Genomic DNA, 20,638 nt, shown 5'->3' on the forward strand with positions numbered 1-20,638 from the left:
GCCGTCGGGACCCCTCCCCTGCCCCCGTGGGCGGCGGGACCCGGCCCGGGAACGGCGGACGCCCCGCCGGCCGATGGCCGACGGGGCGTCGCGACGAGCTGTTCGACCTGGGTCAGGTCGGGTCGGGGTCGTTCGGGCCCTGACGCGGGCCGGCGGTGCCGCCGAGCTCGCTGACCCCGGCGTAGGGCTTGTGCCGCTTGCCGACGTGCGCCTCGTCCTGCAGGCGCTGCAGCAGGTGCGGGTAGTGGGCCTCGAACGCCGGGCGCTCCGAACGGATCTTCGGGATCTCGACGAAGTTGTGCCGCGGCGGCGGCGAGGACGTCGCCCACTCCAGCGAGTTGCCGTGGCCCCACGGGTCGTCGCGCAGCGCGAGCTTCCCGTACTTCCAGGACTTCACCACGTTGTAGACGAACGGCACCGTGGCCGCACCCAGCACGAACGAGAAGATCGTCGAGATGGTGTGCATCGTCGTGAAGCCGTCCGTGGCCACGTAGTCCACGTACCGGCGGGGCATGCCCTCGGCACCCAGCCAGTGCTGGATGAGGAACGTGCCGTGGAAGCCGATGAAGGTCAGCCAGAACTGGAGCTTGCCCAGGCGCTCGTCCATCATCCGGCCGCACATCTTCGGGAACCAGAAGTAGACGCCGGCGTAGGCGGCGAACACGACGGTGCCGAAGACCACGTAGTGGAAGTGCGCCACGACGAAGTAGCTGTCGTTGACGTGGAAGTCCAGCGGCGGGCTGGCCAGGAGCACACCGGTGAGGCCACCCAGGAGGAAGGTCACCAGGAAGCCGATCGAGAACAGCATGGGCGTCTCGAAGGTCATCTGACCCCGCCACATGGTGCCGATCCAGTTGAAGAACTTGATGCCGGTCGGCACCGCGATCAGGTAGGTCAGGAAGGCGAAGAACGGCAGCAGGACCGCGCCGGTGGCGAACATGTGGTGGGCCCACACGGCGACCGAGAGGGCGGCGATCGACAGGGTCGCGAAGACCATGCCCTTGTAGCCGAACAGGGGCTTCCGGGCGAAGACCGGGATGATCTCGGTGACGATGCCGAAGAACGGCAGCGCGATGATGTAGACCTCGGGGTGGCCGAAGAACCAGAACAGGTGCTGCCACAGCATCGGACCACCGTTCTCGTCCGAGTAGATCAGCGCACCGAGGTGACGGTCGGCCAGCATGCCCATGATCGCGGCGGTCAGGATCGGGAACGCGAAGAGGATCAGCACGCTGGTGACCAGCGCGTTCCAGGTGAAGATCGGCATCCGGAACAGCGTCATGCCCGGCGCGCGGAGGCAGACGATCGTGGCGATGAAGTTGACGCCGCCGAGGATCGTGCCCAGACCCGAGACGGCCAGGCCGGCGAACCACAGGTTGGCGCCCGCACCGGGGCTGTGCACCGCGTCGGACAGCGGCGCGTAGGCGTACCAGCCGAAGTCGGCGGCGCCACCGGGGGTGATGAAGCCCGAGACCGCGATCAGGCTGCCGAAGAAGAACAGCCAGAAGGAGAAGGCGTTCAGCCGCGGGAACGCGACGTCCGGCGCACCGATCTGCAGCGGCATGATCAGGTTCGCGAACGCGAAGAACAGCGGCGTCGCGAACATCAGCAGCATGACCGTGCCGTGCATGGTCACGAGCTGGTTGTACTGCTCCGGGGAGAGCAGCTGCAGGCCCGGACGCCCCAGCTCACCGCGGATCAGCATGGCCATCAGCCCGCCCGCGATGAAGTACGCGAACGAGGTGGTCAGGTACATCAGACCGATGGTCTTGTGGTCGGTGGTCCGCAGCAGGTTCGAGAGCCGCGAGCCCTTCTCGACCACGTGAGCCGGGCTGGGCCGACTCACGATGGGCGCCGGTGCAATCGTCACGGCTCGCAGCTTAGACCGTGCCGGCCGAGCGCTCAGGACGGGCGGGGCGGGCGCGCCGCGCGGGTCATCCGGCCGGCGCGTAGGTGGCCACGTCCACCGACACGGTGACCTCCAACCGCGCCGGGAACCGTTCCAGCGACGCCGCCAGCGCGCCCGCCGGGAGGTGCCGGGCGTGCGGCCCCATGCCCACCAGGGTGGCGACGGCGGAGCGGTCCAGGGAGGCCGTCCACCGGTGCGCGGTCGACCGGACCGGCTGCAGGTGGGGCCCCAGCGTGGCGGCCAGGCGCTCGGCCTTGTCGGGGTCGACCCGGAGCAGCCCGAGCGGCCCGACGACCTCGGCGAGGTGGTCCGGGGCCGGTGTCGCGACGACCAGCCGTCCGCCGGGGCGCAGCACCCGGGCGATCTCCGCCCCGTTGCGCGGGGCGAACACGACCAGCACCCGGTCGGCCACCTCGTCGAGCAGGGGCAGCCGGGACCAGGCGTCCGCGACGACGGCGACGGCGCGGGGGTGCGCCCGGGCCGCGCGCCGCGCGGCGTAGCGCGAGGCGTCGAGCACCAGCCCGACCGCGTCGGGCAGCGCGTCGAGCAGCGCCGCGAGGTGGTGCCCCGTCCCGCCGCCGAGGTCGACCAGCGTCTGCGGCGCCGGGCCGTCGCCGGCCACCGCGTCCCGCAGCGCCGCCGTCAGGGGGTCGTAGTGGCCGGCGGAGAGGAACGCCACCCGGTCGGCGACCATCTCGGCCGAGTCCCCCGTCGGCGGCCGGCGGCCGGCCGGGAGGAGCGTCAGGTGCCCCTGCCGGGCCCGGTCCACCCGGTGCCCCGACGCGCACGCCAGACCCGCACCGCCGTCGACGACGGCGAACGGGGCGCGGCAGACCGGGCAGGACAGCAGCGCGACGGCACGCGCGTCCAGGGTCGGGCCGGTCACCGGGGCGGCACGGGGTGGAAGGTCACGTCCCGCAGCTCCCCCGAGTCGGCGACCGCGGTGACGTACGTGCCGTGCGGCTGCCGCCGGCGGTCGGTGGGCGAGCCCGGGTTCAGGAGACGCAGCCCGGAGGGCGCCGTGGTGTCCCACGGGATGTGGCTGTGGCCGAACACCAGCACGTCGACGTCGGGGAACCGGGCGGAGCAGCGCGCCTCGCGCCCCTTGGCGTCACCCGTCTCGTGGACGACGGCGAAGCGCAGCCCCTCCACCTCGAACCGGGCGACCTCCGGCAGCCGCCGGCGAAAGTCCCCGTGGTCGTTGTTGCCGTGCACCGCGACCAGCCTCGTGGCCCGCCGCTCGAACTCGTCCAGCAGCGCCAGGTCGACCCAGTCACCGGCGTGCACGACGACGTCCGCGGCGTCGATGTCACTCCACAGGTGATGAGGTAGGTCACGGGCGCGCTTGGGGACGTGCGTGTCGGAGGTGAACACCAGCGAAACAGGCACGACGTCATGGTCGCAGGCGGTTACCGTCGCCGACGGCCGGCGACCCGGCCGCTCCCCGCACGACCTCGAGGACTTTCGACGTGACCCAGCCCCAGACCACCCCCGCCGCGCCGGACGGCGCCGGCACCGACGAGCCGTACGAGCGCCGCTGGCTCGCTCTCGGCGTCATCGCCATGACCGTCCTGCTGGTCATCCTCGACGCCACCATCGTCAACATCGCGCTGCCCGCGGTGACCGAGGACCTGGGCATCAGCTCGGCCAGCCAGCAGTGGATCGTCACCGCCTACACCCTGACCTTCGGCGGCTTCCTGCTCCTCGGCGGCCGCATCGCCGACTTCTGGGGCCGCAAGCGGACCTACCTGGTCGGCGCCGCCGGTTTCGCCCTCGCCTCGGCGCTCGGCGGCATCGCCCAGAACGAGGCCATGCTCTTCGGCGCCCGCGCCCTGCAGGGCGTGTTCGGCGCGCTGCTGGCCCCGGCCTCGCTGGCGCTGCTCACCGTGCTGTTCACCGACCCCAAGGAGCGCGCCAAGGCCTTCGGCGTCTACGGCGCGATCGCCGGCGGCGGCTCGGCCATCGGCCTGCTGCTCGGCGGTGTGCTGACCGAGTACGCCGACTGGCGCTGGTGCTTCTGGGTGAACCTGCCGGTCGCCCTGCTGGCCATCGTGCTCGCCATCCCGATCGTGCCCGAGAGCAAGGCCCCCGGTGACACGCGGTACGACATCCCCGGCGCCGTCCTGGTGACCCTCGGCCTGGCGTCGATCGTCTACGGCTTCACCCGCGTCGCCGAGGCCTCGCAGACCAACTCGATCGAGGCCGCGGAGGCCAACGCCCGGGCCGCCGCGCAGGGCTCGACCCAGCTGGTCAGCCCTGAGAGCGGCTGGACCGACGGACCGGCCTGGCTGTTCATCGTGGCCGGCCTCGTGCTCGTCGCGCTGTTCGTGGTGGTCGAGATGCGCACCCGGAACCCGCTGCTCCCCATGCGGATCGTGCTCGACCGCAACCGCGGCGGCGCCTACCTCACCTCGACGCTCGTGGGCGCCGGGCTCATCGGTGCCTTCTTCTTCCTGAGCCTGTACTTCCAGCAGGTGCTGGGCTACGAGCCGGTCGAGGCCGGCCTCGCGTCGCTGCCGGTGACGCTCGGCGTCTTCATCTCGGCCGGCACGTCGAGCGCCCTGCTGCCGCGGGTCGGCCCCAAGCCGCTCATGGTGCTCGGCGGCATCCTGGCCGCGGGCGGCCTGTTCACCCTGTCGTTCGTCGGCGTGGACACCGGCTTCTGGCAGCTGCCCTTCCCGGGCCAGGTCCTGCTGGGCCTCGGCCTCGGGTTCACGTTCGTGCCGCTGTCGAACCTGGCCCTGGTCGGTGCCGGCGTGCACGACGCCGGCGCGGCCAGCGCGATGCTGAACGCCACCCAGCAGGTCGGCGCGTCCATCGGCACGGCCGTCCTGGCCTCGCTGTCGGTGGCGGCGATCAGCAGCTACACCGCCGACGCCCTCACCTCGGGGGCCAGCCCGCAGGACCCGGCCGTGGGCCTCACGGCGCAGGTCGAGGGGTACACCACCGCCTTCACCTGGGCCTCGGTGCTGCTGGTGGCCGGCGCGCTGGTCTCGGCCTTCCTGATCAAGGCGACCAAGGACGACCTGCCTGCCGGCGACGCCGTCGTCCACGTCGGCTAGCGGCGCCGGAACGGCCCCGCTGACCCCGCGCCGAGCGTGCGAGGCGGCGGGGCCGTTCCTCAGCCCCGTTCGGCCAGGGCCTTCAGCCGGGCGTTGTAGGCGGCGAGCTCGGCGTCCCCGCTGCGGTCGGCGGCGCGGTCCAGGGCCCGCGCCCGGCGCTCGTCCGAGCCCACCCACGAGAAGAAGACGACGGCGAGCACCAGCACCGTCGGCAGCTCGCCGAACGCCCAGACGATGCCGCCCGCGATCCCCTGGTCGCCCAGCGGGTCGACGCCCCAGCCGGCCGGCGGCTCGGCGAAGCTGTCGACCACCAGCGAGCCGGCCATCATGATCGCGACGCCGAAGAAGGCGTGGAACGGCACCGGCAGGAAGAGCTCGATCATCCGGCCCGGGTGGCTCAGCGTCCGCGGCCACGGGTCCTGGGCGACGATCGGGCCGAAGAACAGCAGCCCGGTGACGACGAAGTGGGCGAGCATGAACTGGTGCCCGGCCGGGTTCTGCATCAGCGCGTCGAACAGCGGCGTGAAGTAGACGCCGTAGAGGCTGACGATGAACAGCGGCACGCTGAACAGCGGGTGCGCGACGAACCTGGCCAACCGGCTGTGCAGGCCGCCCAGGAGCAGCGCGCGCGGGGTCCCGGCCGCGCCGTGCCCGCGGGGCAGCGTGCGCAGCGCCAGCGTCACCGGCGCCGCGAGCAGCAGGAGCAGCGGCGTGATCAGCGACAGCACCATGTGCTGCGCCATGTGCACGCTGAAGATCACCATGCTGTAGCCGTTGAACCAGGTGCCGGTGACGGCGAACAGGGAGGCGCAGCCCGCGACCCAGGCCAGGCTCCGCCACCACGGCCACGCCACCCCGGAGCGGCGCAGCCGGGCGACCGCCGCCAGGTAGACGACGACACCGACGATGCTCAGCACGGCCAGGACCGACCAGGCGTCGAGGTGGGGCAGGAACAGCCGTCCCGGCGTAGGCGGGTCCGCCGGGACCCACATCCCCGAGTGGTGCCCGTGCTCCACCGCGATCTCCTCCCACCGGACGTTCCTCCGGCTCCACTGTCCCACGTCGTGACGTGCTGGAACGGCCCCCTCCAGGGACCCACCCTGAGCCTGCGAAGGGTGGGGAGGAGGGGGTCCTTCTTCAGTCGTGGACGGGCGCCTCGTGCCCGGCGTGCGCCTCGGCCTCGAGCTGGAAGGTGCAGTGCTCGACGTCGAAGTGGTCGCCCAGGCAGGCGCAGAGGGCGTCGAGCACGCGGCCGCCGTGGCCGTCGGCGAGCACCGCGTCGGACACGACGACGTGCGCGGACAGGACCGGCAGGCCCGAGGTGATCGTCCACGCGTGCAGGTCGTGCACGTCCAGCACGCCGTCCACCCCGAGGATGTGCGCCCGCACCTGGGCCATGTCGACGTCGCGCGGGGCCGCCTCCAGCAGCACGTCGAGGGCCTCGCGGAGCAGGTGCCAGGCACGGGGCACCACGAGGCACCCGATGGCCAGCGAGGCCACCGTGTCCGCGGGTGTCCACCCGGTCGTGGCGATGACGACGGCGGCGACGACGACCGCCACCGAGCCGAGCGCGTCGGCGAGCACCTCCAGGTAGGCGCCACGGACGGCGAGGGACCGGTCGCGCCCCCGGTGCAGCACCGCCAGCCCGACCAGGTTCACGACCAGGCCGACGAGGGCGATGGCCAGCATCGGCCCGGAGGCGACGTCGGGCGGGTGCCCGACCCGGCGCACCGCCTCCACGACGACGTAGCCGGCCACCCCGAGCAGCAGGAGGCCGTTGGCGACGGCGGCGAGGATCTCCGCCCGCTGCCAGCCGAACGTGCGCCGCCCTCGGGCAGGCCGCTGGGCGAGCGTCACCGCGCCGAGCGCGAGGGCGATGCCGGCCGCGTCGGTGGCCATGTGGCCGGCGTCGGCGAGCAGGGCCAGGGAGCCGGAGACGACGGCGCCCACGACCTCCGCCGCGAGCACCCCGAGGGTGAGCACCAGCACGACGGCGAGCCGCCGCCGCGGCGGCCCGGAGGCCGTGACCGGCCCGTGCGCGTGGCCGTGCCCCATCGATCGCTCCTCCCGGACGGACACCCGAGTCTCCCCCACGCACGACGCCCTCGACCGGGTGCCGGTCGAGGGCGTCGTGGTGACGGTGCGGGGGGTCAGATCTGGACGCCGCGCTCGCGGAGCCAGGGCAGCGGGTCCACCTTCGAGCCGTTGAGCCCGCCGACGTGCACCTCGAAGTGCAGGTGCGGGCCCGTCGACTGCCCTCGGTTGCCCAGCAGCGCGATGGTGTCGCCCGCGCGGACGATCTGGCCGGCCTCGACCAGGATCTCGTCCATGTGGCCGTAGACGGTCACGTCACCGTTGTCGTGCTGGATGTAGACGGCCAGGCCGAAGCCGCTGGCGGGGCCGGCCTCGAGCACGACGCCGTCCATGACCGCGTACTCGGGCGTGCGCATGGGCGCGGCCAGGTCGATGCCGGCGTGCAGCGTCCCCCAGCGGGCACCGAAGCCGCTGGTGAGGCGGGCACCCTCGACGGGGAGGACGGCGTCCGGGCGGGCGGCCTCGGCCGCCGCCTCCACGGCCAGCCGGTCGGCCTCGGCCTGGGCGTCGGCCGCGGCCGCGCGCTCGGTGTCGCGGGCCGTGCGGCTGGCGACCAGGCCCTGGAGCCGGGTCGCCGCCTCGACGTTCGCGAGCTCGGTGGTCGGGGGCGCGGCCTCGATGCCCAGCTGCTCGGCGACGCTCACCGAGTGGCTGACAGTCGTGGTCTCGACCTCGGTGGGCTCGCCGGCGGCGGCACCGCTGATGCTCAGCGCGCCCACGAGCGCGGCGGCGAGGTACAGCGAGGGGCGACGGCGCGCCGAGGGCGGGCGCCGGGTGAGCACGCCGCGGCGGCCCCGGGCCAGTGCCGCGACGAAGCCGGCCGGGTCACCGGTCGGGACCGCGACCGTGGTCGCGGCGGCAGGCGCCTCGACCGAGACCGGGGTGGTCGGCTGCTCGGCGGGCTGGACCGGGGCGTCCTTGACGACCACGAGCTCCGGGCGCGGCGAGACCTGCGCGTCGACGAGCGCGGCGATGTCGGCGACCGGGGCGGCGGCCACGCGGGCGGCCACCGGGGTGCGCTTGTAGGGCGTCGGCCGCTGCACGGCCGGCTCGGCGGAGGCGGCGGCCTTGGCGGCGATGGCCTTCACCACGACGGTGCGCGCCGCGGCGATCCGGGCGGCGGTGGTGGGCTCGGCCCGGTGCCGGCCGCGGCTCCCGGCCGGCGGGGCCTTGACCGTCAGCGGCGCGCGGACGACCACCGGGGCGACGACCGGCGCGGTCTCCGCAACGGTCGCCTCCGCAACGGTCGCCTCCGCAACGGTCGCCTCGGCAACGGTCGCCTTGGCGGCAGTGGTCTTCGCAGCGGCCGGCTTCGCAGCGGCGGTCTTGGCGGCAGCCGGCTTCGCAGCGGTGGTCTTCGCGGTGGTCGCCTTGGCGGCAGCCGGCTTCGCAGCGGCGGTCTTCGCGGCGGCGGTCGCCTTGGCGGCAGCCGGCTTCGCAGCGGTGGTCTTCGCGGCGGTGGTCTTCGCGGCGGCGGTCTTCGCAGCGGTGGCCTTGGCAGCGGCCGGCTTCGCAGCCGTCGCCTTCGCGGTCGTCGCCTTCGCCGCAGCCGGGGTCCGCACGGACGTCGTCCCCTCGGCAGCGGCGGCCGGGGCCTGCGCCCGCTTGGCGGCCGCGGCGGTCCGAGCGGCCGCGGCGGCCTTCCGGGTCGCGGCGGCGGTGGCGGAGGCCGCCTTCACCGAGGCGACCTTGGCCGTGGCGGCGGTGGCGGTCACGGCCTTGGAGCCGGCGGCCTTCGCCGTCGCGGTCCGGGCGGCCTTGGCGCCGGCGGCGAGGGTGCCGGCCGCAGCCTTGGCGCCCCGCGTCGCGGCGGTGGTCCGGGTGGTCGACTCGGTGGTCCGACGGGTCCCTGCAGGCGCCTTCCCCTGGCGCTGCGCGGGAACCGTGGGCTCGGCCTTCCCCTCACCGGACCCGCGGGACGAGGTCCTCGTCGTGCGGGCCGGGGCAGGGGCTGCGACGGCCTGGTCGGCCGGCACCGCACCCCCTGCGAGGAGGCGGTCGTGGTGGAGCGAACTCATGCACCTGACTTCCGTCGGCGGACATTGCAAGCGGCTCCCGGGGAGAGGAGCGGGGCCCATGTAAACACGCCGTGATGGATTCGTGATCTGAGAAAGGGGGTATCCACGTGCAGTTATGTGAAGTGGATCACGACGAATCACGCTCAAGGTTCGACGGTCCGTCGATGTGGCGCGACGGAGCGTGACTGACGCGCCGTAGATGGTTGAGAGTCGCGCGATCCGGTCACGAACACGTCCAGAGGCCGATTTCGCGGTCCGATCGAGGGAGATTTCGCATGCGCGCAGTGACCTGGCACGGCCGGGCGGACGTCCGGGTGGACACGGTCCCGGACCCCGTCATCCAGGACCAGACGGACGTGATCGTGGAGATCACCTCGAGCGGCATCTGCGGCTCGGACCTGCACCTGATCGAGGTCATGGCGCCGTTCATGTCGGTCGGCGACGTGATGGGCCACGAGCCGATGGGGATCGTCCGCGAGGTCGGCCGCGAGGTCACCGCCGTGAAGCCCGGCGACCGCGTCGTCGTCCCGTTCAACATCTCCTGCAACACGTGCTGGATGTGCTCCCAGGGGCTGCAGTCCCAGTGCGAGACCACCCAGAACCGCGAGCAGGGCATGGGCGCCTCGCTCTTCGGCTACACCAAGCTCTACGGCCAGGTGCCCGGCGGGCAGGCGGAGTACCTGCGCGTGCCCTTCGGCAACACGCTGCCGATCAAGGTCCCCGACGCCCCGCTCGACGACCGCTTCGTCTACCTCTCCGACGTGCTGCCGACCGCCTGGCAGGCGGTGCAGTACGCCGGCATCCCCGACGGCGGCAGCGTGCTGGTGCTCGGCCTGGGGCCCATCGGTGACATGTGCACCCGGATCGCCAAGCACCTCGGCGCCGGCCAGGTCATCGCCTCCGACGTGGTCCCCGAGCGGCTGGCGCGTGCCCGGCGCAACGGCATCACGGTCATCGACACGACGAACCAGGCAGACGTCGTCGCCCAGGTCCGCGACCTGACCGACGGGCGCGGCCCGGACGCCGTCATCGACGCCGTCGGCATGGAGGCGCACGGCTCGCCCCTGGCCTCCATCGCCCAGAAGGCGACGGCGGTCGTGCCCGACGCCATCATGGAGAAGGTCATGCAGGTCGCCGGGGTCGACCGGCTCGCCGCGCTGAACACCGCCATCGAGGCAGTCCGCCGCGGCGGCACGATCTCGCTCTCGGGCGTCTATGGCGGCGCCACCGACCCGCTGCCGCTCATGCGCATGTTCGACAAGCAGATCCAGCTGCGCATGGGCCAGGCGAACGTCTGGCGCTGGGTGCCCGACATCCTGCCGCTGCTCATCGACGGCGACCCGCTCGGCGTGGACGAGTTCGCCACGCACCGGGTGCCGCTCGAGCAGGCCCCGGAGGCCTACGCCAACTTCCGGGAGAAGAAGGACGGCGCCGTCAAGGTGCTGCTCCAGCCGTGACCCCGGGCCGGGCCGGGGGAGATTTCCCCGGCCCGGCCGCACATGGCCGCCTGGTCACGGGTAGGGCAGGGCCATGACCACCACCACCGCGGAGAAGTCCGGCACCTACCGGCTCGGCGACCGGGACGTCCGGCGGCTCGGCTACGGCGCCATGCAGCTGGCCGGTCCCCACGTCCTCGGCCCGCCGGCCGACCGGGAGGCGGCCCTCGCCGTGCTGCGGCGCGCCGTCGAGCTCGGCGTGAACCACATCGACACCAGCGACTACTACGGCCCGACCGTGGTCAACGAGCTGATCCGCGAGGCGCTGCACCCCTACCCCGAGGACCTGGTCATCGTGACCAAGGTGGGTGCCCGCCGGGACGCCGACGGCGGCTGGCCCGAGGCGCTGGACCCCGCGGACCTGCGCCGCGCGGTGGAGGAGAACATCGAGCACCTCGGCGTCGAGGCGCTCGACGTGGTCAACCTCCGGATGCCCGGCTTCGCCGAGCCCGTCCAGCGCTCGCTGGCCGAGCCCTTCGAGGCGCTGGCCGCCATGCAGCAGGAGGGCCTGGTCCGCCACCTCGGCGTCAGCAACGTGACACCGCAGATGTACGCCGAGGCCCGGGCCATCGCGCCGGTTGTCTGCGTGCAGAACCACTACAACCTCGTGCACCGGGCCGACGACCCGCTGGTCGACGCCCTCGCCCGTGACGGCGTCGCCTACACCCCCTTCTTCCCGCTCGGCGGCTTCACCCCGCTGCAGTCCGCGGCCCTCGAGACCGTCGCCCGGCGGCTGGGGACGACGCCGCTGCAGGTGGCGCTCACCTGGCTGCTGGCCCGGTCCCCCAACCTGCTGCTCATCCCCGGCACCTCGTCGGTCGCCCACCTGGAGGAGAACCTGCAGGCCGCCGCCCGCGTGCTCGGTCCCGAGGAGCTCGCCGAGCTCGACCGCATCGGCGGGACGGGCGAGCCGGACCCGGCCGGCTGACCCGGTGGTCCGGTGGCGCCCGTCAGGCGGGCGCCACCGGGCCGAGCACGCGGTCGAGGTACTCGTTCCCCAGCACACCGGCCGGGTCGACCCGGTCGCGCAGGGCCACGAACGCGTCGAACCGCGGGTAGCGCTCGCGCAGCACCGCGGCGTCCAGCCCGTGGAGCTTTCCCCAGTGCGGCCGGCCGCCCACCGCACCGGCGATCGCCTCGGGTGGCCGGTCAACCCGTCCGGCGCCCTTGCCCACCGGCGGTCGCTCCGGGCACGCTGCGGCGCGTGACCGAGGAGGCAGCAGACGCGCAGGCACGCCTGGAGCGCGCCACGGCCGACCTGGACCCGCCGTTCGCCGTCCTCGACCTGGCGGCGCTGGACGCCAACGCCGCGGACCTGACCGCCCGCGCGGCCGGCAAGCCGGTCCGCGTGGCCAGCAAGTCGGTCCGCTGCCGCGGCGTGCTGCGCCGCGTGCTGGTCCGGCCGGGGTTCGCCGGGGTGCTCGGCTACTCGCTCCCGGAGGCGCTCTGGCTCGCCGGCGGGGAGGACCCGGTCACCACCGACGTCGTCGTCGGCTACCCCTCGGTGGACCGGACGGCGCTGCGCGCCCTGGCCGCCGACGAGACGGTGGCCGGCCGCGTCACGCTGATGGTCGACTCCACCGACCACCTCGACCTGCTCGACGACGTCGTCACGCCCGGCCGCCGTCCGGAGCTCCGGGTCTGCCTGGACGTCGACGCCTCGCTGCGCACCGCCGGCGGCCGGGTGCACGTGGGCGTGCGGCGCTCACCGGTGCACACGCCCGAGGAGGCCGCCGCCCTCGCCCGGGAGGTCGTCGCGCGCCCCGGCGTCCGGCTGGTCGGGCTGATGGCCTACGAGGCCCAGATCGCCGGCGTCCAGGACGCGCCGTCGGGGCGTCCGCTGCGGGGGCTGGCGGTCCGCGGGCTGCAGTCGCTGTCCGCGCGCGAGCTCGCCGCCCGGCGCGCGGCCGTAGTCGCCGCGGTCACCGCGGTGGCGCCGCTGGAGTTCGTCAACGGTGGCGGCACCGGCAGCGTGGAGCGCACCGGCGCCGAGGACGCGGTCACCGAGGTCGCGGCCGGCTCGGGGCTCTACTCCCCCGCGCTCTTCGACGGGTACCGCGCCTTCACCGCCCGGCCGGCCACCTTCTTCGCCGTCCCGGTGACCCGCGTGCCCGCCCCCGGCCTGGTCACCGTGGCCGGGGGCGGGTGGATCGCCTCCGGCCCCCCGGGCGCCGACCGGCTGCCCCCGCCCACGTTCCCGCCCGGCCTGCGCTGGCTGCCCGCCGAGGGTGTCGGCGAGGTGCAGACCCCGCTGCGCGGACCGGGCACCGAGGGGCTGCGGGTCGGTGACCGGGTCTGGTTCCGGCACGCCAAGGCCGGCGAGGTCTGCGAGCACATCGACGCGCTGCACGCCCTCTCCGGCGACGGGTCGACCGACCGGCTGCCGACCTACCGCGGCGAGGGCAGGGCGTTCGGGTAGCGCGCCCGCCTCACCGCGCGCGGACCACCCGGGTCTCGTCGAAGACCGGCTCGGACGACTCGTACACCCGGCCGTCGGCACCGAAGACGAGGAAGCGGTCGAAGGACCGGGCGAACCAGCGGTCGTGGGTCACCGCCAGCACGGTGCCGTCGAAGGCGGCGAGGGCCTCCTCCAGCGCCTCGGCGGAGAGCACGTCCAGGTTGTCCGTCGGCTCGTCGAGCAGCAGCAGGGTCGCACCCGACAGCTCCAGCAGCAGGATCTGGAACCGGGCCTGCTGCCCGCCCGACATCGTGCGGAACGGCTGGTCGGCGGCGACGGTGAGCCCGTAGCGGCGCAGCGCGGCCATCGCCCGCCCGCGGTCCACCCCCGGCCGCCCCGGCTCGCCGTGCCAGAGCAGGTCCACGGGGCTGCGGTCCAGCCACTCCGGGTGCGCGTGGGTCTGGGCGAAGAAGCCGGGGACGACGCGCGCGCCCAGCCGCCAGCCCCCGGTGTGCGCCACGTCCTGGCCGGCCAGCAGCCGCAGGAAGTGCGACTTGCCGGCACCGTTGGCGCCGAGAACACCGACCCGGTCGCCGTACCAAATCTCGGTGTCGAACGGCTGCATCAGGCCGGTCAGCTCCAGCTGCTCGGCCATCACCGCGCGCACCCCGGTGCGGCCACCGCGCAGGCGCATCGACACCTTCTGCTCCGGCGGGCGCTCCGGGGGCGGGCCGGCCGCCTCGAACTTGGCCAGCCGGGTCTGCATCGCGTGGTACCGGTTGGCCATGTCCGGCGAGTTGGCCGCCTGCTGCTGCAGGGTGCGGACCAGGTCGACGAGGCGCTGGTGCTCCTCGTCCCAGCGCCGGCGCAGCTCGGCCAGCCGCTCGTGCCGCGCCGTGCGCGCCTCGGGGTAGGAGGCGAAGTCCCCGCCGTGCACCCACGCGGTCCCGCCCTCGACGGTGACGACGCGGTCGGCCACGCGGGCCAGCAGCTCGCGGTCGTGGCTGACGAAGAGCACCGTCTTGCGGGTCTCGAGCAGCCGGTCCTCCAGCCACCGCTTGCCGGGGACGTCGAGGTAGTTGTCCGGCTCGTCGAGCAGCAGCACCTCGTCCGGGCCGCGCAGCAGCGCCTCGAGGGCCAGCCGCTTCTGCTCCCCACCGGAGAGCGTGGACAGCTCGCGGTACTTGCAGCGGTCGTAGGGGACCCCCAGCGCCGCCACGGTGACCGTGTCCCAGGTGACCTCGGCGTCGTACCCGCCGGCGTCCCCCCACTCCGCGAGCGCGCCGGCGTAGGCCATCTGCGCGCGCTCGTCGTCGGTCTCCATGAGCGCCAGCTCGGCCGCCTCGACCGCGTCCCAGGCGGCCCGGACCGCTGGCGGGGAGAGGTCGACCAGGAAGCGCTGCACGGTCGTGTCGTCGCGCACCGAGCCGATGAACTGGCGCATGACCCCGAGACCGCCGGTGCGCGCCACCGAGCCGGCCTCGGGCGTCAGGTCACCGGCGATGATCCGCAGCAGGGTCGTCTTCCCCGCGCCGTTCTCCCCCACGAGCGCAGCACGCGCGCCCTCGCCGACGCGGAAGGAGACCTCGTCCAGCAGCACCCGCCCGTCGGAGAGGGTGTGCCGGACCGCACTGACGTCGACGTAGCCCACGCCGACATCCTCCCGTGTGCGGCCAGCGTTTTTCCGGCGGTCAGCCGATCTCGCGGTCCAGGCGGTAGCGGGCCAGCCGCTCGACCAGCTCGGGCAGCGCCCCCACCGGCGAGCCGCCCAGCTCCCGCCGGCAGTCCCGCACGACCCGGACGACGAGCTGCGGGCCCACGCGCCCGGAGAACTCGCCGTTCAGCCGGCCGACCGCCGCGGTGACGGAGTCGTCCGCCGGTCCGTCGAGGAGGGGCTCGGCCGCGGGACCGGTCGGGTCCTCGGCGGCAGGCTCGTGGCTCGGCGGGACGACCAGGGTCATGGGCGGTCCTTCGTTCGTCCGGAACCGCGTTCCCCTCCGGCCGCGGCGGTTCCATACGGTGTCGCCCCGGCGACCCCCGCACCAGGGACCAAGGACCCCCGGTCAGGGGGCCGCCGGTCAGCTCTCGAAGAACTCGTTGCGCCCCTGCGCGGTGCTCGCGGCGGCGTCGCGGACGAGCTCGGACAGCGCGTCGGCGTCCACGCGGTCGGCCGAGGTGAACCGGACGCAGCTCCGGCCGCAGCTGACCTTCCCGAGCCGCTCGGCGCGTGCCTCCGGCAGGTACTGCCCGTCGACGACGGCGCAGACGTAGAGGGAGAGGTGCCGCTTCTGCGCGGCCAGGGCGACCAGCGGCCACCGGGCGGTCGCCGCGGACGACCGGGTGCGGTACGGCAGCAGCCCGTAGCCGAGCATCGTGCCGGCGCCGGCGGGGACCAGCTCGCGCGGCAGGTCGGGGGCGGCGGCGCGCACGATCGCGTCGACCCGCCGCAGGTCGGCCTCGCGCGCCCCGGCACCGGCGAACCAGGCCTCGATCGCCTCGTCGACCGCGGGCACCCGCGCCGCCTCAGCCCAGGGCGATCGAGAGCACCGTGGCGCCCGCACCGAGCACCAGCAGCAGCACCACCACCGCCGCCACCAGCCGGCGTCGCCGTTCCGCGTCGGGACCGCCGGCCCCACCCATGCCCATCACGGACGGGAGGCTAGCCCAGCGGGACCGTCGCAGGGCCCTGGCATCGTGCGCCCATGACCACGCCGCAGGACGTCGCGCTGATGCGCGTGCTCGCCCAGCTGCTCGCCGGTCCCCCGGCGCCGGGCCCGGCCGGGGCGGTGCACCGGCTGACCGCCGTCCAGGGCCAGGACTTCCGGGGTGCGGTCACCTCGGTGGCCCTGCGGACCGAGGGGCGGCGGCGCGAGGACGTGCTGGGCGCGCTGGACGACGGGACCGTGGTCCGCAGCTGGCCGATGCGCGGGACGCTGCACCTGCTCCTGGCCGAGGACCTGCCGTGGATGCTCGAGCTGCTCGGCCCCCGCGCGCTGGCCGGGCTGGCCGCGCGGCGAGCGGCGCTCGAGCTCACCGACACCGACGCCGAGCGCGCCCGCGAGCTCGTGGTCGGGGCCCTGGCCGGCGGGCGGCGGCTGTCCCGCGCCGCCCTGCTGGCCGCGATCGCCGACGGCGGCGTCGCCACCACCGGCCAGCGCGGCTACCACCTGCTCTGGTTCCTTGCCCAGACCGGCACGCTCTGCCTCGGCCCGACCGAGGAGGGCGAGCAGCAGTTCGTCCTGCTGGAGGAGTGGGTGCGCACGCCCCGCCGCCTGGAGCGGGAGGAGGCGCTGGGCGAGCTGGCCCTGCGCTACTTCCGGGGGCACGGGCCGGCCACGGTCGCCGACCTGGTTCGCTGGGCGGGCAGCACCGTGCGCGACGTCCGCGCGGGGGTCGCCGTCGCCGGCGACCGGCTGGCCCGGATCGACGTCGAGGGCACCGAGCACCTGCTGGACCCGGCGACCCCCGACCTGCTGGCGGCGCACCGCGACGAGGCCCGCGCCGTCCGGCTGCTGCCGGGCTTCGACGAGTTCGTGCTCGGCTACGCCGACCGCAGCGCGGTCCTCGACCCCGAGTTCGCCGAGCGGATCTGCCCGGGGCGCAACGGCGTCTTCGCCCCCACGGTCGTCGCCGGGGGGCGGGTCGCCGGCACCTGGCGGTGGACCGGCACCGGCCGCCGGCGCGTGGCCACGCCGTCGCTCTTCACCGAGGACGCCGGGCTCGCCTCCGCCGTGCCGGAGCTGGCGGAGGCGCTGCCCTGAGCCGGACCGGTCAGCGGCGCTCGAACAGGAAGACCGGGATCTCCCGGTCCGTCCTCTCCTGGTAGTCGGCGTAGTCCGGGTAGGCGGCGACCGCGCGCTCCCACCAGGTGGCCCGCTCCTCGCCGGTGATCTCGCGCGCGACGCCGTCCCACGGCTCGGGCCCGTCCTGCAGGGTCACCTGGTCCGGGTGCGCGCGGAGGTTGTGCACCCAGGCGGGGTCGGTGGGGGCGCCGCCCTGGGACCCGACCATGGCGTACACGCCGTCGTGCTCGACGCGCATCAGCCCGAGCTTGCGGACCTTGCCGCTCTTCGCCCCCCGGGTGCTGACGACCACGATCGGCAGGCCCGTGTCGAGGAGGGTGTTGGCCTCGCGCCCCCCGGTGGCCTCGTAGCGCTCGACCTGTTCGCGGACCCAGTCGGCCTTGCTCGGCTCGTACTCACCTTCCAGCGGCATGCCCCGAACCTAGGCGCACCCGCGCCCGTCGGCTCGCCGGCCCGAGTCGCGGGGACCCCGTCGTCGATGGCACCGTTTCCGACGGCCTGACCGAGGGAGGACCACCGGGGATGCGGTACAACGAGGGCGCCGGCCTGGACACGTCGGACGTCCGCGACCTGCGCGGCAGCGGCCGCGGGCTCGGCGGCGGGCGCGGCGTGGCCGTCGGCGGCGGGGGCCTCGGCCTGGTCGGCATCCTGGTGCTGGTCCTCTTCCAGGTCCTGGGCGGCGAGGGCGGCACGGGCGCGGGCCTGGGCGGCGGCCTCTCCGGCCTCGGCAGCGGGCAGACCGCCGACAACGGCCAGCTGGCGGAGAGCTGCCGCACCGGGGCCGACGCCAACGAGTCGGTCGACTGCGCCGTCGTCGCCGACATCGACTCGATCCAGGACTTCTGGGCCCTCGCCCTCGGCGAGGCCTACTCCCGCACCGACACCGTCTTCTTCTCCGGCTCCGTGCAGACCAGCTGCGGCGGGGCGACCAGCGGCTCCGGGCCGTTCTACTGCCCGGCCGACCAGCTCGTGTACATCGACCTCAGCTTCTTCGACCAGCTGCAGCAGCAGTTCGGGGCGCAGGGCGGCCTGTTCGTCAACGCCTACGTCATCGCCCACGAGTACGGCCACCACGTGCAGAACCTGCTCGGCACCAACCGGCGCGTGACCCCCGGCGAGACCGGCCCCACCAGCGGCAAGGTGCGGCTGGAGCTCCAGGCGGACTGCTACGCCGGGGCCTGGGCCAACCACGCCGAGACGGTCCCCGACGAGTCGGGGCAGCCGCTCATCGCCGAGATCACCGACGACGACATCGCGCGGGCCCTGGACGCCGCGGGCCGCATCGGCGACGACTTCATCCAGGAGAACCTCGGCGGGGGGACCGTGGACCAGGACGCCTTCACCCACGGCTCCTCCGAGCAGCGCCAGCGCTGGTTCCGCACCGGGTACGTGTCCGGCGACCCGCGGGACTGCGACACCTTCGCCACGGACGACCTCGGCTGATGGGCGAGCACCTCCACGTCACCCGGGACGGCCACGTCGCGACCCTGACGATCCAGCGCCCCGAGAAGCGCAACGCGATGACCGTCGGCATGTGGGCGGACCTGCCCGGGGTCCTGGCCCCGCTCGCGGAGGACCCGGCGGTCCGGGTGCTGGTGGTCACCGGGGCCGGCCCCAGCTTCTGCGCGGGAGCCGACATCTCCGACCTCCTGTCCGGGGACGACCCGGCCGACCCCATGGCCGACGTCCGCCGGCACAACCTCGCCGCCCAGGCAGCCCTGCGCGACTTCCCGAAGCCGACGCTGGCGATGGTCCGCGGCCACTGCATCGGCGGCGGCGTCGAGCTGGCCACGTGCTGCGACCTGCGGTTCGCCGACCGGACGGCGGTCTTCGGCGTCACCCCCGCCAAGGTCGGCATCGTCTACACGCCGTCGTCCACCAAGGCGCTGCTGGACCTGGTCGGCCCCGCGACGACGAAGTACCTGCTCTACAGCGGCGAGCTGCTGGACGCCGGCACCGCGCTCCGGACCGGGCTGGTCGACCGGCTCGTCGACGAGGCCGACCTCGAGGCCGAGGTGCGCCGTTTCGCCGACGTCCTGGCCTCGCGCTCGGCGCTCACCCAGCGGGCCACCAAGGAGGTCGTCGCCGCGCTCACGGTGGGTGACGACGCGGAGCCGGTGGCCGCCGCCCGCTACCTCGAGACCATCGCCGCCGGCGAGCTGGCCGAGGGCGTGCGGGCCTTCGCCGAGCGCCGTCCCCCGCGGTTTCCCTGGCCGAACTGATCTTCGGCGGTTTCACCTGCCCCCTGACGCGGGTACCTGACCCTCTGCGAGGAACGGTGCTCTGCCCGAGCGGCGGAGGGACGGCGCAGCGCGGGTCGCTGCCCTCCCCCTGCCACCCGATCCCGCCCCGGGACGCACGGATGCGCCGGGTGGACGACGTCAGTTTTCCCGCGCCACACCAGTGCGCTGACCCCGGTCAGTGCGGCCGTCGGACCCGGTTCAGCAACCGGCCGGATGTGTGCCGCATGGCCGCCGGGGTAGCGCCTCCACCGACCAAGAAGATTGCCGAGGAGGACCGATGACTCACTCCATCGACACCCCGTTCCCGCCCCCGGCGCCCGTGGACACGGGTGCCACGACCGCCAGCACGTCGAGCTCCGGCACGTCGAAGGCCGACGTCGCCAAGGACGAGGCCCGCAACGTGAAGGACACCGCCGCGCAGGCCGGCAGCCAGGTGGCCGGCACCGCCGCGGACCAGGCCCGGACCGTGGTCGACGAGACCCAGCGCCAGGCCAAGGACCTGCTCGAGCAGGGCCGCTCGCAGCTCAAGGAGCAGACGATCGGCCAGCAGCAGAAGGCCGCGTCCAGCCTGACCTCGCTCGCCCAGGAGCTGCGCGGCCTCGCCGACGGCAGCAGCCAGGGCGCCCCCGGCCCCGCTCGCGACCTGCTGCACCAGGCCTCCGGGATGGTCGAGAGCTTCGCCGACAAGCTGCAGAACCGCGAGCCGGCCGAGCTGCTCGACGAGGTGCGCACCTTCGCCCGCCGCAAGCCGGGCCTGTTCCTCCTGGGTGCGGCCGTCGCCGGCGTCGTCGCCGGCCGGCTGACCAGCGGTGTCCGCGCCGCGCACAGCGACTCGGGCACCACCGGCGGGACCTCCTCCTACCGGAGCACCACCACCACCAACTACGTGGACCCGGCGCCGACGTACTCCGACTACTCCAGCGCCACCACCGGCACCGGGGTCGGCACGGCCACCGGCACCCCGCTGCCCCCGCCGCCGTACGGCACCACGCCGCCGGCCGGCAGCATGGTCCCCCCGACCACGCCCGCGGGCTGGGACGACCCGGCGCGCCGTCCGGGTGAGGTGGGCTGACATGAGCTCCCCCTACTCCGGGGCGACCCCTGCGGCGACGCCGCAGGGCTACGCCGAGCCGACGCAGCAGAACTACGCGGCGGACTACAGCGGCAGCATGGGGACCCCCATGACCGAGGGCGGCCACCCGGACGTCGAGGGCGTCTCGGTCGGTGCCCTGATCGGCGAGGTCGCCAAGGACATGTCGACCTTGATGCGGCAGGAGCTCGAGCTCGCCAAGGTGGAGATGAAGGCCGAGGCGAAGAAGGCCGGCACCGGTGCCGGGCTCTTCGGGGCCGCCGGGTTCGCCGCCTACATGACGGTGGTGTTCCTGTCCGTGGCCCTCTGGTGGGCCCTGTCCCACCTGGTCGGCCACAGCTGGTCCGCGCTGATCGTCGCCCTCCTCTGGGGCGCCGTCGCCGCCGTGACAGGCCTGATGGGCAAGAAGAAGTTCCAGCAGGTGAACCCGAAGCCCGAGCGCACCGTCGAGACCCTCCAGCAGGTTCCCGGCGCCCTGAAGCCCAACTGACCAGCAGACCGCTGAGGTCTCTTGAACGGCAGGAG

Annotated in this window: 21 protein-coding genes; 9 read left to right on the forward strand and 12 right to left on the reverse strand. The window is 74.3% G+C overall.

What is annotated here, in order from left to right:
• Positions 1–112: 112 nt before the first annotated feature.
• The 3 genes from ctaD to E4P43_RS05305 all read right to left on the reverse strand — a co-directional run bounded on the left by ctaD (position 113) and on the right by E4P43_RS05305 (position 3,298).
• Positions 113–1,870, reverse strand: coding sequence for a cytochrome c oxidase subunit I (gene ctaD, locus E4P43_RS05295; RefSeq protein ID WP_135144369.1), 1,758 nt, complete (start codon positions 1,868–1,870; stop codon positions 113–115).
• A gap of 64 nt (positions 1,871–1,934) precedes the next feature.
• Positions 1,935–2,795: a putative RNA methyltransferase gene (locus E4P43_RS05300; protein WP_245158938.1), complete on the reverse strand. Its 861-nt coding sequence runs from the start codon at positions 2,793–2,795 to the stop codon at positions 1,935–1,937.
• Positions 2,792–3,298 (reverse strand): YfcE family phosphodiesterase, encoded by a 507-nt coding sequence (locus E4P43_RS05305; RefSeq protein ID WP_135144370.1) that lies wholly within the window; start codon positions 3,296–3,298, stop codon positions 2,792–2,794. The genes E4P43_RS05300 and E4P43_RS05305 overlap by 4 nt, the downstream gene beginning before the upstream one ends.
• An 80-nt stretch (positions 3,299–3,378) precedes the next feature.
• On the opposite strand from E4P43_RS05305, the gene E4P43_RS05310 reads away from it, so the two are divergent.
• Positions 3,379–4,971, forward strand: a complete 1,593-nt coding sequence (locus tag E4P43_RS05310) for an MFS transporter (RefSeq protein WP_245158939.1) — start codon at positions 3,379–3,381, stop codon at positions 4,969–4,971.
• A 59-nt stretch (positions 4,972–5,030) separates the two neighbouring features.
• Here E4P43_RS05310 and E4P43_RS05315 read toward each other — a convergent pair whose 3' ends face one another.
• The 3 genes from E4P43_RS05315 to E4P43_RS20150 form a co-directional block, all read right to left on the reverse strand.
• Positions 5,031–5,987, reverse strand: coding sequence for a cytochrome c oxidase assembly protein (locus E4P43_RS05315; RefSeq protein WP_245158940.1), 957 nt, complete (start codon positions 5,985–5,987; stop codon positions 5,031–5,033).
• Positions 5,988–6,108: 121 nt separating this feature from the next.
• Positions 6,109–7,026, reverse strand: coding sequence for a cation diffusion facilitator family transporter (locus E4P43_RS05320; protein WP_135144371.1), 918 nt, complete (start codon positions 7,024–7,026; stop codon positions 6,109–6,111).
• A 95-nt stretch (positions 7,027–7,121) separates the two neighbouring features.
• Positions 7,122–9,041 (reverse strand): M23 family metallopeptidase, encoded by a 1,920-nt coding sequence (locus E4P43_RS20150; protein ID WP_245158941.1) that lies wholly within the window; start codon positions 9,039–9,041, stop codon positions 7,122–7,124.
• Positions 9,042–9,358: 317 nt separating this feature from the next.
• Between E4P43_RS20150 and E4P43_RS05330 the strand changes: the two genes are divergently transcribed.
• Both E4P43_RS05330 and E4P43_RS05335 read left to right on the forward strand, forming a co-directional pair.
• Positions 9,359–10,540 carry a zinc-dependent alcohol dehydrogenase gene (locus E4P43_RS05330; RefSeq protein ID WP_135144372.1) on the forward strand — a complete coding sequence of 394 codons (1,182 nt, stop codon included), beginning with the start codon at positions 9,359–9,361 and terminating at the stop codon, positions 10,538–10,540.
• A 73-nt stretch (positions 10,541–10,613) separates the two neighbouring features.
• Positions 10,614–11,507 (forward strand): oxidoreductase, encoded by an 894-nt coding sequence (locus E4P43_RS05335; protein ID WP_135144373.1) that lies wholly within the window; start codon positions 10,614–10,616, stop codon positions 11,505–11,507.
• 22 nt (positions 11,508–11,529) lie between these two features.
• Here E4P43_RS05335 and E4P43_RS05340 read toward each other — a convergent pair whose 3' ends face one another.
• Positions 11,530–11,754, reverse strand: a complete 225-nt coding sequence (locus tag E4P43_RS05340; RefSeq protein WP_280790931.1) for a D-arabinono-1,4-lactone oxidase — start codon at positions 11,752–11,754, stop codon at positions 11,530–11,532.
• Positions 11,755–11,783: 29 nt separating this feature from the next.
• Here E4P43_RS05340 and E4P43_RS05345 point away from each other — a divergent pair, with 29 nt between their 5' ends.
• Positions 11,784–12,998, forward strand: coding sequence for an alanine racemase (locus tag E4P43_RS05345; protein WP_135144374.1), 1,215 nt, complete (start codon positions 11,784–11,786; stop codon positions 12,996–12,998).
• 10 nt (positions 12,999–13,008) lie between these two features.
• Here the strand turns inward: E4P43_RS05345 and E4P43_RS05350 are convergent, their stop codons facing one another.
• The 4 genes from E4P43_RS05350 to E4P43_RS20775 form a co-directional block, all read right to left on the reverse strand.
• A complete protein-coding gene (locus E4P43_RS05350; RefSeq protein ID WP_135144375.1) occupies positions 13,009–14,628 on the reverse strand; it encodes an ATP-binding cassette domain-containing protein in 1,620 nt (539 codons plus the stop codon).
• 40 nt (positions 14,629–14,668) lie between these two features.
• Positions 14,669–14,938, reverse strand: coding sequence for a hypothetical protein (locus E4P43_RS05355; protein WP_135144376.1), 270 nt, complete (start codon positions 14,936–14,938; stop codon positions 14,669–14,671).
• Positions 14,939–15,055: 117 nt separating this feature from the next.
• Positions 15,056–15,490, reverse strand: coding sequence for a DUF1801 domain-containing protein (locus E4P43_RS05360; protein ID WP_135144377.1), 435 nt, complete (start codon positions 15,488–15,490; stop codon positions 15,056–15,058).
• A 10-nt stretch (positions 15,491–15,500) separates the two neighbouring features.
• A complete protein-coding gene (locus E4P43_RS20775; protein WP_280790932.1) occupies positions 15,501–15,626 on the reverse strand; it encodes a hypothetical protein in 126 nt (41 codons plus the stop codon).
• A 53-nt stretch (positions 15,627–15,679) separates the two neighbouring features.
• On the opposite strand from E4P43_RS20775, the gene E4P43_RS05365 reads away from it, so the two are divergent.
• Positions 15,680–16,738, forward strand: coding sequence for a winged helix DNA-binding domain-containing protein (locus tag E4P43_RS05365; protein WP_135144378.1), 1,059 nt, complete (start codon positions 15,680–15,682; stop codon positions 16,736–16,738).
• A gap of 10 nt (positions 16,739–16,748) precedes the next feature.
• Here the strand turns inward: E4P43_RS05365 and E4P43_RS05370 are convergent, their stop codons facing one another.
• Positions 16,749–17,192: a nitroreductase family deazaflavin-dependent oxidoreductase gene (locus E4P43_RS05370; protein ID WP_135144379.1), complete on the reverse strand. Its 444-nt coding sequence runs from the start codon at positions 17,190–17,192 to the stop codon at positions 16,749–16,751.
• A gap of 110 nt (positions 17,193–17,302) precedes the next feature.
• On the opposite strand from E4P43_RS05370, the gene E4P43_RS05375 reads away from it, so the two are divergent.
• The 4 genes from E4P43_RS05375 to E4P43_RS05390 all read left to right on the forward strand — a co-directional run bounded on the left by E4P43_RS05375 (position 17,303) and on the right by E4P43_RS05390 (position 20,603).
• Positions 17,303–18,223 (forward strand): neutral zinc metallopeptidase, encoded by a 921-nt coding sequence (locus E4P43_RS05375; RefSeq protein WP_135144380.1) that lies wholly within the window; start codon positions 17,303–17,305, stop codon positions 18,221–18,223.
• On the forward strand, positions 18,223–19,002 hold the full coding sequence (locus tag E4P43_RS05380) for an enoyl-CoA hydratase/isomerase family protein (protein ID WP_135144381.1): 780 nt from the start codon (positions 18,223–18,225) through the stop codon (positions 19,000–19,002). Before E4P43_RS05375 ends, E4P43_RS05380 begins: the two co-directional genes overlap by 1 nt.
• A 298-nt stretch (positions 19,003–19,300) precedes the next feature.
• A complete protein-coding gene (locus E4P43_RS05385) occupies positions 19,301–20,095 on the forward strand; it encodes a hypothetical protein (protein WP_135144382.1) in 795 nt (264 codons plus the stop codon).
• A 1-nt stretch (position 20,096) separates the two neighbouring features.
• Complete coding sequence (locus E4P43_RS05390) at positions 20,097–20,603, forward strand: phage holin family protein (protein WP_135144383.1); 507 nt, start codon at positions 20,097–20,099, stop codon at positions 20,601–20,603.
• The last annotated feature ends 35 nt before the right edge of the window (positions 20,604–20,638 follow it).

It is taken from the genome of Blastococcus sp. TF02A-35, assembly GCF_004571075.1.
Lineage (GTDB): Bacteria > Actinomycetota > Actinomycetes > Mycobacteriales > Geodermatophilaceae > Blastococcus.